The 14,226-nt window shown below is 65.8% G+C and carries 8 protein-coding genes, 2 pseudogenes and 1 riboswitch; of the genes and pseudogenes, 7 read left to right on the forward strand and 3 right to left on the reverse strand.

Annotated elements, in window-relative coordinates; genetic code table 11:
• Window positions 1–145: 145 nt before the first annotated feature.
• Window positions 146–1,717, reverse strand: coding sequence for a BCCT family transporter (locus tag RT551_RS16265; protein WP_313460570.1), 1,572 nt, complete (start codon window positions 1,715–1,717; stop codon window positions 146–148).
• A gap of 111 nt (window positions 1,718–1,828) precedes the next feature.
• Window positions 1,829–1,929, forward strand: a riboswitch (TPP riboswitch).
• Window positions 1,930–2,042: 113 nt separating this feature from the next.
• On the opposite strand from RT551_RS16265, the pseudogene thiC reads away from it, so the two are divergent.
• From thiC to RT551_RS16290, 5 genes and pseudogenes are all read left to right on the forward strand, one after another.
• Window positions 2,043–3,821: pseudogene (gene thiC, locus RT551_RS16270) on the forward strand (phosphomethylpyrimidine synthase ThiC); the annotation flags it as partial.
• A 64-nt stretch (window positions 3,822–3,885) separates the two neighbouring features.
• A complete protein-coding gene (locus RT551_RS16275; protein ID WP_313460572.1) occupies window positions 3,886–4,563 on the forward strand; it encodes an ion channel in 678 nt (225 codons plus the stop codon).
• 272 nt (window positions 4,564–4,835) lie between these two features.
• Window positions 4,836–7,118, forward strand: a complete 2,283-nt coding sequence (locus RT551_RS16280) for a winged helix-turn-helix domain-containing protein (protein WP_313460573.1) — start codon at window positions 4,836–4,838, stop codon at window positions 7,116–7,118.
• Between the two features lie 123 nt (window positions 7,119–7,241).
• Window positions 7,242–8,123 (forward strand): helix-turn-helix transcriptional regulator, encoded by an 882-nt coding sequence (locus RT551_RS16285; protein WP_313460575.1) that lies wholly within the window; start codon window positions 7,242–7,244, stop codon window positions 8,121–8,123.
• 68 nt (window positions 8,124–8,191) lie between these two features.
• Entirely contained in the window at window positions 8,192–11,080 is a 2,889-nt protein-coding gene (locus tag RT551_RS16290) for a TonB-dependent receptor (protein ID WP_313460577.1), read from the forward strand.
• A 190-nt stretch (window positions 11,081–11,270) separates the two neighbouring features.
• Here the strand turns inward: RT551_RS16290 and RT551_RS16295 are convergent, their stop codons facing one another.
• Both RT551_RS16295 and ppa read right to left on the reverse strand, forming a co-directional pair.
• A complete protein-coding gene (locus RT551_RS16295) occupies window positions 11,271–12,392 on the reverse strand; it encodes an HDOD domain-containing protein (protein ID WP_313460579.1) in 1,122 nt (373 codons plus the stop codon).
• 152 nt (window positions 12,393–12,544) lie between these two features.
• Window positions 12,545–13,081 carry an inorganic diphosphatase gene (gene ppa, locus RT551_RS16300; RefSeq protein WP_125360465.1) on the reverse strand — a complete coding sequence of 179 codons (537 nt, stop codon included), beginning with the start codon at window positions 13,079–13,081 and terminating at the stop codon, window positions 12,545–12,547.
• 203 nt (window positions 13,082–13,284) lie between these two features.
• Between ppa and RT551_RS16305 the strand changes: the two genes are divergently transcribed.
• Window positions 13,285–13,836: a hypothetical protein gene (locus RT551_RS16305; RefSeq protein WP_313460581.1), complete on the forward strand. Its 552-nt coding sequence runs from the start codon at window positions 13,285–13,287 to the stop codon at window positions 13,834–13,836.
• A gap of 9 nt (window positions 13,837–13,845) precedes the next feature.
• Window positions 13,846–14,226, forward strand: a pseudogene (locus RT551_RS16310) (helix-turn-helix domain-containing protein); the annotation flags it as partial.

Raw genomic sequence — 14,226 nt, forward strand, 5'->3', positions numbered from 1 at the left:
GGGCAGCCCCCGGAGGGACACTCCACGGCATGGATGCCGTGGAGTAGCCTACATGGACGTACTTGCGGCGTGTCCCGGAGCGGGGCTGCCCGTCGGTCTCCCGCACTGAAAAACCGAAACGCTGCTCTCCGCGCGACACACCACCTCAAGAATCCGCCCGCGCCGCCTCATCCCGCGTCTCTTCCTGTGCCGCAATCTCCCGCTCGATCCACGCATCCATCATTCGCCGCGCGCGCTGTGCCCGCCGCCGCTGCAGGTTGTATTCCATATCCAACACTCGGTACAGCGACACCATCACCAGCAGCATCAAAATTGCAAAGGGCAGGGCACTGATGGTGATCATTCCCTGCAATGCATCCAGTCCACCTGCCAACAGCAGCGCGCCGGCAATCAGCGCGATACACACGCCCCAGGTCACCTTGCGTGACAACGGCGGGTCACCCGCCTCATCCGTGGACAGCGTTGCCAGCACCAGCACCGCCGAGTCGGCCGAGGTCACAAAGAAGATCATCAGCAGGATCAACGCCACCACCGACAGCACCGCCGGCATCGGCAGACTGTCGAACATGGTGAACAGCACGGTTTCATAGCCGTTGCTCAAGGCCTGCGCCAGATCCACATGCCCGAAGATCTGTGACCACAGCGCGGTGCCGCCGAATACCGAGAACCACAGGAAGCCCAGGATGCTCGGCGCGATCACCACGCCCAGCACGAACTCGCGGATGCTGCGACCCAGTGAGACCCGGGCAATGAACGAGCCCACGAACGGAGCCCATGCGATCCACCACGCCCAGTAGAAGATGGTCCAGTCCGCCACCCAGGTGCTGCCGGAGAACGGCGACATGCGCAGGCTCATGGTCACCAGCTGGTTGAGATAGGACCCCACGGTGGTGGTGAAGGTGTCGAAGATGAAACCGGTGGGCCCCAGCACCAGCACCAGGGCCAGCAGGGCGGCAGCCAGGGCCAGATTGATATTGGACAGCCACTTGATGCCACGGTGCACACCGGTGGTGGTGGACGCCATGTACAGCACGAACGCCACCGCGATCACGGTCAACTGCACGGCCGGCGAGGCCTGGATGCCGAACACACGCTCCAGCCCGGCGGCGATCTGCACGGTGCCGAAACCCAGCGTGGTGGCCACGCCAATCGCCGTCGCCACCACCGCCGCCACATCGACCACGGTGCCGATCCAGCCACGATGGTGCGCGCCAATCAGTGGCTGCAGCAGATCACTGATGCGGCCGCGCCCGTTGCGGTTGAACTGGAACCACGCCATCGCAAGCCCGATCAGCGCGTAGATCGCCCACGGGTGCAAACCCCAGTGGAAGAACGCGTAGCGCATCGACGCGCGCGCCGATTCCATGCTCTGTGGCGGCAGGCCCTCAGGTGGTTTGACGAAATGTGAGATCGGCTCGGCGGCACCCCAGAACACCAGGCCGATACCCATGCCGGCGGCAAACAGCATCGACATCCAGCTGGCGTTGGAGAACTCTGGTTCGGCGTCCTCACCGCCAATGCGCAGCGAGCCGAGCCGTCCGAAGGCCAGGTACATCAGGAAGGAGAGGGTGATGAACACGATCAGCAGATACAGCCAGCCGGCGCTCTTGATGATCTGCGCGACGCCGCCCTGTACCACGTCGTTGAAAGGACCGGGCAGCAGGCCGGCGAGCAGGACGAGCGCAAGCACCAGGGCGATGGAGATGCGGAACACCATGGCGGAATCTCCGTACAGAAGGCGGGCCGCCGCGTGCGGGCCGGCGCGGGCAGTCTAGCCAGCAGCACGTCAGCGGCCTGTTCACGCCGCCGGGCAGGTGTGGTCCAATACGCCCTGAAGCGGGGGTACCGCGGCCTTTGGCCACGGTTGAGACAGTCCCATCGAACCTGATCCGGCTCATACCGGCGTAGGGAAGCTTCGTATCTGCCGATGCATCGCGCCGTAGGGTCCCCGCACCCGAAGACCGTCCGCGTTGCGCTGGCCGTGCGCCGCCGCTTCGTCCTTTCCGTGCACTCCCGCGCGGAAACAGTTCCGGACGAGGCCCATGAACGCACAACCATCTCCCCTTCAGCAGCAGACCCAGGCGCTTTCCGAATCGGTGACCCGGCCGATCTCCGGCTCGCACAAGGTCCACGTGCCCGGCTCGCGGCCGGACCTGCGGGTGCCAATGCGCGAGATCGCGCAGGCATGCACGCCGGCCGGTTTTGGCGGCGGTGAGAATGCACCGTTGACGGTGTACGACACCTCCGGCCCCTACACCGACCCCTGCGCGCACATTGACCTGTCGAGCGGGCTGACCGCGCTGCGCGCCGGCTGGGTGGCGGAGCGGGGTGACAGCGCGGCGCTGGACCGGCTGAGCTCGGCGTTCGGCCAGTCGCGTGCGCTGGATGCGCGCCTGGACCCGGTGCGCTTCCCGGCGCGGACCACGCCGCGGCGCGCACTGCCTGGTGCCAACGTCACCCAGATGCACTACGCGCGGCGCGGCATCATCACACCGGAAATGGAGTTCGTTGCGATCCGCGAGAACCAGCGACTGGATGAGGTGGCCGATGCGGTGCTGCGCCGCCAGCATCCGGGGCAGTCATTCGGCGCGTCGCTGCCTGCACGGATCACGCCGGAATTCGTACGTGAGGAGATCGCGCGCGGCCGGGCCGTCCTGCCGTGCAACATCAACCATCCCGAGCTCGAGCCGATGATCATCGGGCGCAATTTCCTGACCAAGGTCAACGCCAACATCGGCAACAGCGCGGTGTCTTCCGGCATTGCCGAGGAAGTGGAGAAGCTGGTGTGGGCGATCCGCTGGGGTGCGGACACGGTGATGGACCTGTCCACCGGCAAGCACATCCACGAAACCCGCGAATGGATCATCCGCAACTCGCCGGTGCCGATTGGTACGGTGCCGATCTACCAGGCACTGGAAAAGGTGGACGGCCGTGCCGAGGAACTCAGCTGGGCGGTGTTCCGCGACACGCTGATTGAGCAGGCCGAGCAGGGCGTGGACTATTTCACCATCCACGCCGGCGTGCTGAAGGACCTGGTGCCGCTCACCGCACAGCGGGTTACCGGCATCGTGTCGCGCGGCGGTTCGATCATGGCCAAGTGGTGCCTGGCGCACCAGCGCGAGAACTTCCTGTACACGCACTTTGAAGACATCTGCGAGATCATGAAGGCCTACGACGTCAGCTTCTCGCTCGGCGATGGCCTGCGCCCGGGCTGCCTTGCCGACGCCAATGACGCAGCGCAGTTCGGTGAGCTGGAAGCGCTGGGCGAACTGACGAAGATCGCCTGGAAGCATGACGTGCAGACGATCATCGAAGGACCGGGGCACGTGCCGATGCAGCTGATCAAGGAAAACATGGACAAGCAGCTGCGCGAGTGCGGCGAGGCTCCGTTCTACACGCTGGGACCGCTCACCACCGACATCGCGCCAGGCTATGACCACATCACCAGTGCGATCGGCGCGGCCATGATCGGGTGGTATGGCACCGCGATGCTCTGCTATGTGACGCCAAAAGAACATCTGGGCCTGCCCAACCGCGAGGATGTGCGCGACGGCATGATGGCCTACAGGATCGCCGCGCATGCCGCCGATCTGGCCAAGGGCCACCCCGGTGCGCAGGTGCGCGACAACGCACTGAGCAGGGCCCGCTTCGAGTTCCGCTGGGAAGACCAGTTCAACCTGGGGCTGGACCCGGACAAGGCCCGCGCGTTCCACGACGAAACCCTGCCCAAGGACGCGCACAAGGAGGCACACTTCTGCTCGATGTGTGGGCCGCACTTCTGTTCGATGAAGATCAGCCAGGATGTACGCGAGCACGCGGCCGTCATCCCGCCTGGAACGGTTCCGGGCTAATCTCCGGCCCATACACACCGGGGGCGGAGGGGCGATGGGCATTGCACGGACCACGAAATGGCTGGCCATCGCCCGCCGGCACCCCTCCGCCTGGCTGCTGGCGGTGCAGCTGCTGGGCGTGCTGCTGTACCCGGCGATGGACGAGTCCGGGGCCAGTCGCGCGCTGTTTGGCGCGTTCGGCATCGCGGTACTGGGACTGGCGCTGTGGGTGGTACGGCGCAGTCCGTTGGGCATGTGGGTGGCGCTGCTGCTGGCCATTCCTTCGGTGATCTTCTCGGTCAGCGGCGCGCTGCTGGAGCGCCCGGGGCTGGTCACCACCGCCCAACTGCTCGAAGCCCTGCTGTACTTCTATACCGCCGGCAGCCTGATCGCCTACATGCTGCAGGACCATAAGGTGACCCGCGACGAACTGTTCGCTGCCGGTGCCACCTTCACGCTGCTGGCCTGGGGTTTCGCCTTCGCATTCGCGGTCTGCCAGCAGTGGTTCCCTGGTAGTTTTCTCGCCACCAGCGAAAGCGAACTACGCACTTGGATGGAGCTGCTTTATCTGAGCTTCAGCTTGCTGTCGGGGGTGGGCTTGAGTGACGTGGTGCCGGTGCATCCGCAAGCGCGGGCATTGGTGATGCTGGAACAGTTCGCAGGCGTGATGTACGTAGCGCTGGTGGTATCGCGGCTGGTCGGTTTGACCATGCTTCGGCGTGCACGAAGCTGAATCCACGTTAATAACAAACTGAATGCCACATAAAAATTTCGCGCCCGGAGGCGCGAATAGTGCAGCAAATTATGGATTTTCGTCGGCGAGAGAGAGCCTGATGTTGTCCGCACGCACAGGCGCAGTTAACCGGCATAGGCTAGTATTCGCGCCCTTCGGTGTATTTGCGTCATGCAGCTATGCCGTTTGCGGAATCTGGCGGTTCGTTGATCAGCACATGATTGGATGAAGGCTGCGTTCCTGTTGTCACAGTTGTTTTGCGTACTACTGGAATGATCAGCCCCGCGAGTGAGACAACCCCTGCCGATGTGATCCTGATCGGCGCATGCACGGTCACGCTGTCGCTGCGTGAAGTGGTCGTGCCCGGCGCGCGTCGTCCGCGCCGTCTCACTCCGAAGGCGCTGGGCGTACTCAAGGCCTTGATGCGGGTTCCTGGCGCGGTGGTCAGCCGCGACGAACTGTTCGCCGAGGTATGGCCGGATACGTTACCGACCAACGATGTGCTGACCCAGGCGGTCACCCAGCTGCGCAAGGCATTCGCCAGCGACGACGACGCCGGCGCGGTGTATATCGAAACCATCGCCAAGACCGGCTACCGGCTGGTGCAGCCGGTCAGCGACGTTGTGCCGGAGACGGCGGACGCGAGCGACACCCCGGATTTCGACCCGGTCCCGACGTCGGCCTGGGTGCCGCGCCCGCGCAGCCTGTGGCGGCGTACCCGGCGCTACGTCTATCTGGCGATTGGCCTGGCGATGATCATTGCGATGCTGGTGATGGCGGCGCTGCTGAGCCAGCGCAGCGCCCCGGCGGCCAGCGGCGGCGTGCTGGAAGATGGCAGCCGCGTGGTCGGCAGCCCGCCGCGCCCGTACCGGCTGATCACCGCCACCGCAGGTTTTGAAACCTATCCCACCGCCTCCCCGGACGGTTCGCAGGTGGCCTACGAGGCCGAGAACGCGAACCAGGATGGCAGCAACATCCGCCTGCAGACCTCGGGCAACGCGCCGGCGCGGCTCCTGACCGAGACCCCGGCTGGCCATGCCGACCGCTTCCCGAACTGGTCGCCAGATGGCCGCGAGATCGCCTTCGCGCGGTTCGGCCCGGAAGGCAGCTGCGAGGTGCTGCTGGCCAGTGCGACCGGGGGGGCGATCCGGCATCTGACCCGCTGCGACGGCACCGAGCTGCTTAGTTTTGACTGGACCCCGGACGGCCGCGGCATGGTGTTCGGCTCCATGGCGGGGCGCTATGCCCACCGCGGGATCCGCGTGCTGGATATCGCCAGCGGGCAGTGGACGGCCCTGACGTACCCCGTCGCGGCCGACAGCTTCGACTACGCACCGCGCTTCTCGCCGGATGGGCGCTGGATCGTGTTCGTACGCAACCCGCAGATCGGCGACCTGTGGCGCATGCCCGCTGCCGGTGGCACGCCGGAGCAGCTCACCAATGACCTGGCCGAGATCCGCGGCTGGGCCTGGCGTGGCGACAGCCGGCATATCGTGTTCGGGCGGCGCGTGGACAGCGAGTCACGGCTGTACGAACTGGACACCCAGACCCGCACGCTGCGCGATGTGGGCGTGGATGACGCCGAATCGCCTACGCTCGCGCGGCACACCAACATGCTGGCGTTCGTGCACCGCCGACCGCAGTTTGGTCTGTTCCGCGTGCCGATCACGAATGGTCAGCCCGGCACCCCGGAACGCCTGTTCCCGTCCAGTGGGCGCGATGCCCAGCCGATGCTGGCACCGGACGGCAAGCAACTGGTGTTCACTTCGGATCGTTCCGGCAGCTTCGGCCTGTGGTGGGCCGACCTGACCCGGCCGGATTCGCTGCGACCAGTGGAAGGCCTGCGTCCGGAAACCCGCCAGGCCCCGGACTGGTCACCTGACAGCACCCGCTTGCTGGTATCGGGTCGTGATGCGCAGGCGCGACCGGTGATCTACGAGGTGTCGCCGCGCGACGAGCAGGTGGTGGCGTTGCCGGTGCCGGTGGCGCAGCCGCTGCAGGCGTTGTACGCCGACGACAGCGACCATGTGCTGGTAGTGGAGCGCGACCGCGATGAGCAGTTGCGGCTGTCATTGTTCGACCGGCGTCCCACGCCATGGCGCTTGCTCGGGCAGATCGATGGCGTCTCCCAGGCGCGCTTCGACCCGGCCGGGCAACGGGTGCTGTTCACCCGTCTGTCGGCAGGCGGCCTGTGGTCGGCCGACGCCCGGCTGACCCCGGACAGCATCCGCCAGGTCAGCGAAGATCGGCCCACCCGCTGGCGTTACCGCGCCTGGGCGGTGGCGCGGAATGGCAGTCTGGACTACCTGTCCAATCGGGCTGACTGCGCAACCGGCTTCGCCCGCATCACCGACAACGGCCCGGGCACGGAGTACTGCCTGGACCCGGACCGGCTCAGCACCAGCAATGGGTTCAGTGCGCAACCCGATGGCAGTGCCCTGTACCTGCCACTGGCGGTGGCCGATGGGGCTGATATCGGGGTGATGACACTGCCGGAGAGCCCCCGGCCGATGTTCCTGTCGGTTTCCAACCTGTTGTTCTGGAAGGGAAAGTAGCTTTCGTAGTTCTTTCGTGAAGGTGTCGTGACGATTTCGGATGAAACTCGTCGAACCTTCCTGACGCAAATGGCCTGACTTGGCAAAACGGTGGCCCCGTAACGGCAAACCCCCGGTGCAGTCATGCGTCAGCTTTCCCTGGCCGATCGAGGCCAATCGCTCAACCTGGACAAGATCGTCGACGACGGTCCGCTGCCGACCTGCCTGGGCGTGGCCCGGCTGGGCAGCTTGCAGACCGCCGGCACCACCTTCACCGTGTGGATGCAGCTGCGTGGCAGCGCCTGGGTGGAGTCGAAAGAGGGCAAGTTCCGTCTGCGCCAGCGTGAGTGGATCGCTTTCGAGAAAGAATCCAAGCCGATGATCCAGGCCGGCCGCGATGGCCTCTGCATCGGCCTCAGCCTGACTCCGGACGCACTGCGCGCGCTGGGCGAGCTGGCCGACTGCAGCCTGTACGCCGGCCGCGGCAGCATGAGCCGCAGCGAAGTGCGCGTGGCCCTGCGCCTGTGGCGCGACGCTCTGGCCAGTGGCCAGCCGGCGCAGGCGCTGCGTCCGGTGCTGCTGCACCTGGCCTCGCTGCAGCGTGCACTGGCCAACGGCGTGCAGCGTTGCCCGGGCCGCTCGCGCATCCGCAAGCGCCAGGTGTTCGGCCGCATGCAGCGCGCCCGCCTGTACCTGGAAGGCAACAGCCACCGCGTGGTGCGCATCGGCGAGCTGGCCGAGCTGACCAACTTCAGCAGCTGGTACCTGTCCAAGACCTTCCAGAGCCTGTACGAGGAAAGCCCGCAGTCGCTGTCGGCGCGGTTGCGCCTGGAGCGCGCTGCGGACCTGCTGCGCGATACCGACATGATGATCGGCGAAGTGGCGGCAGCCAGCGGTTTTGACAACTGCTGCAGCTTCGCGCGCGCCTTCCGTGCCCGTTATGGCCAGTCGGCGTCGGGCTTCCGCGAAGCCGGCGGAATTGTCCCGCCAAAGTCAGCAAAGTCTTCGGTGGCATCGCGCAAATAATTAACCGCAACGCAATCGTAACTTTCCGAGGCGGTTTAACACGCTACTAACGTACCTTGGAGAGAAGAATGAATTTCCGTACTCCCGCAGTGCGCCTCGGCCTGCTGCCGGCCGGCATTGCCCTGGCGCTCGCGCCGAGCTTTGCCTCGGCGCAGGAAGCTGCAGCGGGCACCACTGACCTGGATCGCATCTCGGTCACCGGCTCGCGTATTCGCGGTGCCAACATGGAGACCCAGCAGCCGATCCTGACGATGACCCGTGAATCCCTGGAAAAGCAGGGCTTCTCGAGCGTCGCCGACGTGCTGAACAACCTGACCTCGGCCGGCTCGCCGGCCATCTCGCGTTCGGACTCGCTGTCCTCGGGCGAAAACGTGGGCGGCTACTACGTCGACCTGCGTAACCTGGGCGCACAGCGCACCCTGGTGCTGATGAACGGCAAGCGCCTGGGCGCCACCACTGCCGGTTACCAGGATCTGGGCCAGATCCCGATGTCGGCCATCGAGCGCATTGAAGTCCTGAAGGACGGCGCTTCCTCGATCTACGGTTCCGACGCCATTGCTGGCGTGGTCAACGTGATCACCCGCAAGAACATCGACGGCGGCGAAGTCAACGTCTACTTCGGTCAGTACGACCAGGGCGACGGTGAAAACCAGCAGTACTCGATGACCCTGGGTGCGACCGGCGAACGCGGCAGCCTGACCCTGTCGGCCGAATACTCCAAGCAGGATCCGGTGTGGGCGAAGGACCGTTGGTACAGCCGTGACGGCGGCAAGGGTCCGAACTCGACCCCGGCCGGCGACTGGAGCAACATCAGCCAGAACAGCACCTGGTGTGACCCGCGCGTGTGGGGCAACTGCAAGCCGCGTACAGGCGACGTGCCGCAGCCGGAGTGGTACACCCTCAACGCTGGTGGCAACCCGAACAACCCGGCCGACTACCACCTGCTGACCCCGGCCGAGTACGCCAACTCGAACGAGCAGATGAGCGTGCTGACCGGCACCGAGCGTAAGTCGCTGTACGTCAACGGCACCTACGACTTCACCGACACCATCAGCCTGAACGCCGATGTGCTCTACAACGAGCGCAACACCGATCAGCAGATTGCCGGTTACCCGTACCAGTCGCTGTCGTGGGGCCTGCCGCTTTCGGGCGAAAGCGCCTTCAACCCGCTGCCGGCGTCGACCGACCCGGAAAACCCGCGTCAGTCGGTTGAATTCCGTCGTCGCCTGTGGGAAGTGCCGCGCACCACCGAAAGCCAGCTGAAGACCCTGCGCTTTGCGCCGACCGTCAGCGGCTACTTCGAATTCGCCGGCAAGACCTTCGATTGGGACGTCGGCGCGCTGTGGAACCGCAACGAGTCGATCAAGTCCAACCACGGCGACATGAGCCTGATCGCCGCCGAGCAGGCGCTGGGCGCATCGTTCATCAACGCCGATGGCGTGGCACAGTGCGGTACCGCTGCCAACCCGGTGGCGCTGGGTGACTGCCGTCCGTGGAACCCGCTGCTGCCCTACGGCGTCGACGGCCAGGGCTCGCTGGCGAACAAGGACCTGCAGGACTTCCTGTTCCCGACCTACACCACCCGTGGTGTGACCAAGACCACCAGCTTCACCGCCAACCTGGCCGGTTCCATCGTGACCCTGCCGGCCGGCGACCTCGGCTTCGCCGTGGGCGTGGAGCACCGCAAGGAAGAAGGCAGCTACGTGCCGGACGCCTTCTCGCAGTCGGGCATGTCCACCGGTCTGGGCCAGAAGCCGACCCAGGGTGAGTACGATCTGAACGAGGTCTACCTCGAACTGAACGTGCCGATCCTGGCCGACATGGCCTTCGCCAAGGAACTGACCCTGAACGTTGCCAGCCGTTATTCGGACTACAGCAACTTCGGTGGCACCACCAACAGCAAGTTCGGTCTGACCTGGCGTCCGCTGGACGAGCTGCTGGTCCGCGGCACCTACGCCGAGGGCTTCCGCGCTCCGACCATCGCCGACCTGTACGGCGGCCTGAGCTCCAGCTTCGAGCGTTACATCGATCCGTGCGGCGTCACCGCACCGGGTAGCGTTGCTGGCAATGCCGCCTGCCTCAACGGCGGTGCACCGGCCAACTACACCCAGCTGGGTCAGGGTGGTTCGGTCTGCACCACGCTGCCGTGCCAGTCGGGTGACCAGTTCGTCTCGGGTGCCAACCCGAACCTGTCGCCGGAAACCTCCAAGAGCACGACCTTCGGTCTGGTCTGGAGCCCGCGCTGGGTGCAGGGTCTGGACGTCTCGCTGGATTGGTACCGCTACGAAATCAGCGACATGATCATCGACGACTCCGTCGATCGCATCCTGCGTGATTGCTACGTGCTGGGTAACACCGACCGTTGCAGCAGCGTGACCCGTGCCGCCGACGGCCACATCAGCGCCATCACCTACGGCACCGCCAACCTCGGCAAGATGGAAACCGAAGGTTACGACCTGGGCATCAAGTACCGTCTGCCGGAGCTGGCCATCGGTCAGTTCAACATCGACTGGCAGACCAGCTACCTGTCCAAGTACGACGAAGCCGCCCAGAACTCGGCCGGCCAGGACATCATGATCGGCCTGGTCGGTCAGGATGCGCTGTTCCGCGTTCGTTCGAACTTCAATGTCAACTGGGCGCTGGGTGACTTCTCGGTCAACTACACCGCTCGTTACTACTCGGGTCTGAACGAAGACTGCATCTCGATCGGCTGCACCGATCCGGATCGCATCGCCAACGGTGAATCGGCTCCGCTGCGCAAGACCGGTGCCAACACCTTCCACGACCTGCAGGTCAGCTACAAGGCTCCGTGGGATGCCACCATCGCCCTGGGCGCGAACAACGTGTTCGACCACAAGGGCCCGCTGATGTACTCGCAGCAGAACTCGAGCTTCGCCTACTACGGCGGTTTCGATATCGGTCGCTTCCTGTACATGAAGTACACCCAGCGCTTCTGATCCTTTGAAGCCTTGGTAAGTTGAAAGAAAAGGGCGGACCGCAAGGTCCGCCCTTTTTTCGTAGAGCCGGGCTTGCCCGGCTGCTCATTGCGGTTGCCACAAACAAAAAAAGGCGCGCCCTGCGGCACGCCTTCCTTCATTTCGGTGTGCCGACCAACGGTCGGCACCTACCCGCCTGATCGCGGTGCGATCAGGCTTCCGCCGCTACCAGGCCCATCAGGCCGTTGGCGTGGTCGCGCCACTGCGGCAGCTTGGCCAGCACGCCAGCGCGCTGCAGGTACTCCTCATCCACCGGGTCGCCGTTCACCAGCGCCAGCGCCACGTGCACCGCGCCGGTCACCCAGAAGCTGCGGGTGTTGGAGCGCTGCGGCTGCAGGTGGAAGGCCACCGCTTCGATGATCGGCATCGGCAGGCCCCACAGGCCCAGCAGGTAGGCACCGGCTTCGGCATGGCCCGGACGCAGGTCGCCTTCGCTGGCCGGTTCGGTGCGCTCGTTGCGCACGCCCGGCAGCAGCAGGCCGATGTCAGCCAGCAGTGCCGCGGTGGCACCCAGTTCGGCGCTGGATTCGGGCAGCAGCTTGGCGGCCAGGCGCGAGGCCATCAGCGCGCGTTGCTGCAGCGAGTTACGCTCGCCCACCGACAGCGGCGAGGCCGAGAACACTTCGCTGGCCAGCACCAGGTCGCGCAGGGTCGACAGCCCCAGGCGGTTCACCGCCGAGCGCAGGTCGGAAATGGTGCGGCCGCTGTTGTAGAACGCCGAATTCGACAACTGCAGTACCTTGGCGGCGATGGCCGGGTCGGCCGACACCAGCTTGGCGATGTCCGCGGTATCCGTGTCGTCGTCGTGTTCGAGCGCCTGGGTCAGGCTCAGGTACAGGTGCGGCGGCGACGGCAGTTTTTCGATCCGGCCAATGGCACTGCGCAGGCGCTCGCTGTCCAGCAGCTCACGCAGTTCTTCCAGGCTGGTCAATGCTTCCAGCAGCACTTCCGGAGCCAGCGGCAGGGGCAGGAAGCGGTGCGCCACGCCGATCAGGCGGGCCGGCGGCGGGCGGTTGCCCTGGGCCGCTTCCACCAGCGCGATGCGGATGGTCTCCGGCCGCAGCGTGCGGATCTGGCCCAGCAGCGTGGTGGCGGTGAGGTCGGGCAGGGCCGGGCAGGCAATCACGGCATCCACAGGCGTGGAGGCCACGATGCTCATGGCCGACTGGCCATCGGCCGCGGTCACCGGCTGCCATTCTTCCCCAAGATCGGCAATGAATTCGGTCAGCTCAGCCGACAGGCTGGCTTCGTCCCCAACAAGCAGAATACGCACGACACAATCCCCTGATTGACCACGGTGAAACGCACCGTGGACGGTGTATCTGACGCAATGTACCTAATCCGGCGCAAATAGTGATGTGCCGCATGCGGAAAACGTGATCGCCATCGCTCCGGTGATGGACACCGGAGCGCGGCTGTTCAGGCTCAGGCCTGACCGTCGAGGTAACGCTGGTGGGCGTCCTTCAGGATCTGCTTGGCTTCGGCGGCACCGCCCCAGCCGTCCAGCTTGACCCACTTGCCCTTTTCCAGGTCCTTGTAGTGCTCGAAGAAGTGGCCGATGCGCTCCAGCCAGTGGCTGGACACCTGCTCGATGTCTTCGACGTGGGCGTAGCCGCTGAAGATCTTCGCGACCGGCACGGCCAGGATCTTCTCGTCACTGCCGGCTTCGTCGCTCATCTTCAGCACGCCCACCGGACGGCAACGCACCACCGAACCCGGAACCAGCGGCAGCGGCAGCACTACCAGCACGTCGGCCGGGTCGCCGTCGCCGCACAGGGTGCTCGGCACGTAGCCGTAGTTGCAGGGGTAGCGCATCGGGGTGGAGAGGATGCGGTCGACGAAGATCGCGCCGGTTTCCTTGTCCACTTCGTACTTCACCGGCTCGGAATCCTTCGGGATCTCGATGATGACGTTGATTTCTTCCGGCGGGTTCTTGCCGGGCGAGACGAGTTCCAGACCCATGGTGTGCTCCGAGAGGGGGATGTTGGCGTAAGACCGCTCATTTTATGCCTTTGCCGCCCGCCGTGCAGGTAGGCCCTGGCCGACCCGCCGCTCCGGTTTTTCCCGGCCCGCGAATTCGGCCTGCTCTGATCGCGCCGGGGCCGCCCGGGCGCGCACCCTGAGGCCTGGCGCACTGATGCGCCGGATGGCCCAAGGAGCCTGTCATGACCCGATTCCACCGCCCGCTGCTGGCTGTTGCCGCCGGTCTGCTGCTGTCCCCGCTGCTGGTGGCCCACGCCACGGCAGCCGAAGGCAAGCCCGGCCCGGCGTTCGTCGACCTGGTCGACTACCCCACCTATTACGCCCAGGGCGCGGCGTTCCACGACCTGCGCCGGAGGCTGCACGCCGGCTTCGACGATGTCTGCATGGACACCATCTGCGAGGGCGAATTCACCGACTATCAGGCCCTGAAAATGCGCTGTGCGGTCGAGACCGCCAGTGGCATGGTGACCGAGTGCCGCTGGGCCTTTGCCGCCAGCGAGCTTGAGGTGGACCCGGCCAGTGGGCGGGTGGGCGGGCAGCAGCCGCGCTGGCTGTGTGCGCTGCCGATTCCGGCCGGCACCACGGTGCCCGCGTTCTTTGCCGCGCTGGCGGGCCCGAGGGCCATTTTCCAACAGCTGCCCGGGGCCACGCAGTCCGTGTTTGAAGCGGTGTCCGAATGCCTGGGCGGCGCGGGCGATCGCAGCCGTGCGGCAGAGTGGGGGCAGGCCGGTTAGCCTGTCGGCATGGATGCCTTGTTGACCGCTGCGGCGCGGAACCTGGCGGCTGGCGACGTGCTGGCCGCGCTGGGCAAGGTGTCCCTGCGTTCCGACCCACCGGCGCTGGCGCTGCGCGGTATCGCCATGGCCCAGCTGGGCGAACTGGTCCGCGCCCGTGTGCTGTTACGGCAGGCGCACATGGCGTTCGGCCGCAACGAAGGTGTGGCCCGGGCCCGCTGTGTGGTCGCCGACGCCGAAATTGGATTGGCCCTGCGCGAACTGGGCGGGTCATCCACTGCGCTGCTGGCCGCTGCCCGCCGGCTGGAGGTGGCACACGACAGTGCCAACGCGCTGCAGGCCTGGCTGATCGTGGCGCGGCGGGCCCTGCTGCTGGGGCGCGGCGCGGAC

It is taken from the genome of Stenotrophomonas sp. (assembly GCF_032103445.1).
GTDB lineage: Bacteria > Pseudomonadota > Gammaproteobacteria > Xanthomonadales > Xanthomonadaceae > Stenotrophomonas.

Coding starts and splice junctions, on each gene's coding strand:
- RT551_RS16265 (WP_313460570.1), bottom strand. CDS start 1,717: ATGGTGTTCCGCATCTCCATCGCCCTGGTGCTTGCGCTCGTCCTGCTC.
- RT551_RS16275 (WP_313460572.1), top strand. CDS start 3,886: ATGGGCATTGCACGGACCACGAAATGGCTGGCCATCGCCCGCCGGCAC.
- RT551_RS16280 (WP_313460573.1), top strand. CDS start 4,836: ATGATCAGCCCCGCGAGTGAGACAACCCCTGCCGATGTGATCCTGATC.
- RT551_RS16285 (WP_313460575.1), top strand. CDS start 7,242: ATGCGTCAGCTTTCCCTGGCCGATCGAGGCCAATCGCTCAACCTGGAC.
- RT551_RS16290 (WP_313460577.1), top strand. CDS start 8,192: ATGAATTTCCGTACTCCCGCAGTGCGCCTCGGCCTGCTGCCGGCCGGC.
- ppa (WP_125360465.1), bottom strand. CDS start 13,081: ATGGGTCTGGAACTCGTCTCGCCCGGCAAGAACCCGCCGGAAGAAATC.
- RT551_RS16305 (WP_313460581.1), top strand. CDS start 13,285: ATGACCCGATTCCACCGCCCGCTGCTGGCTGTTGCCGCCGGTCTGCTG.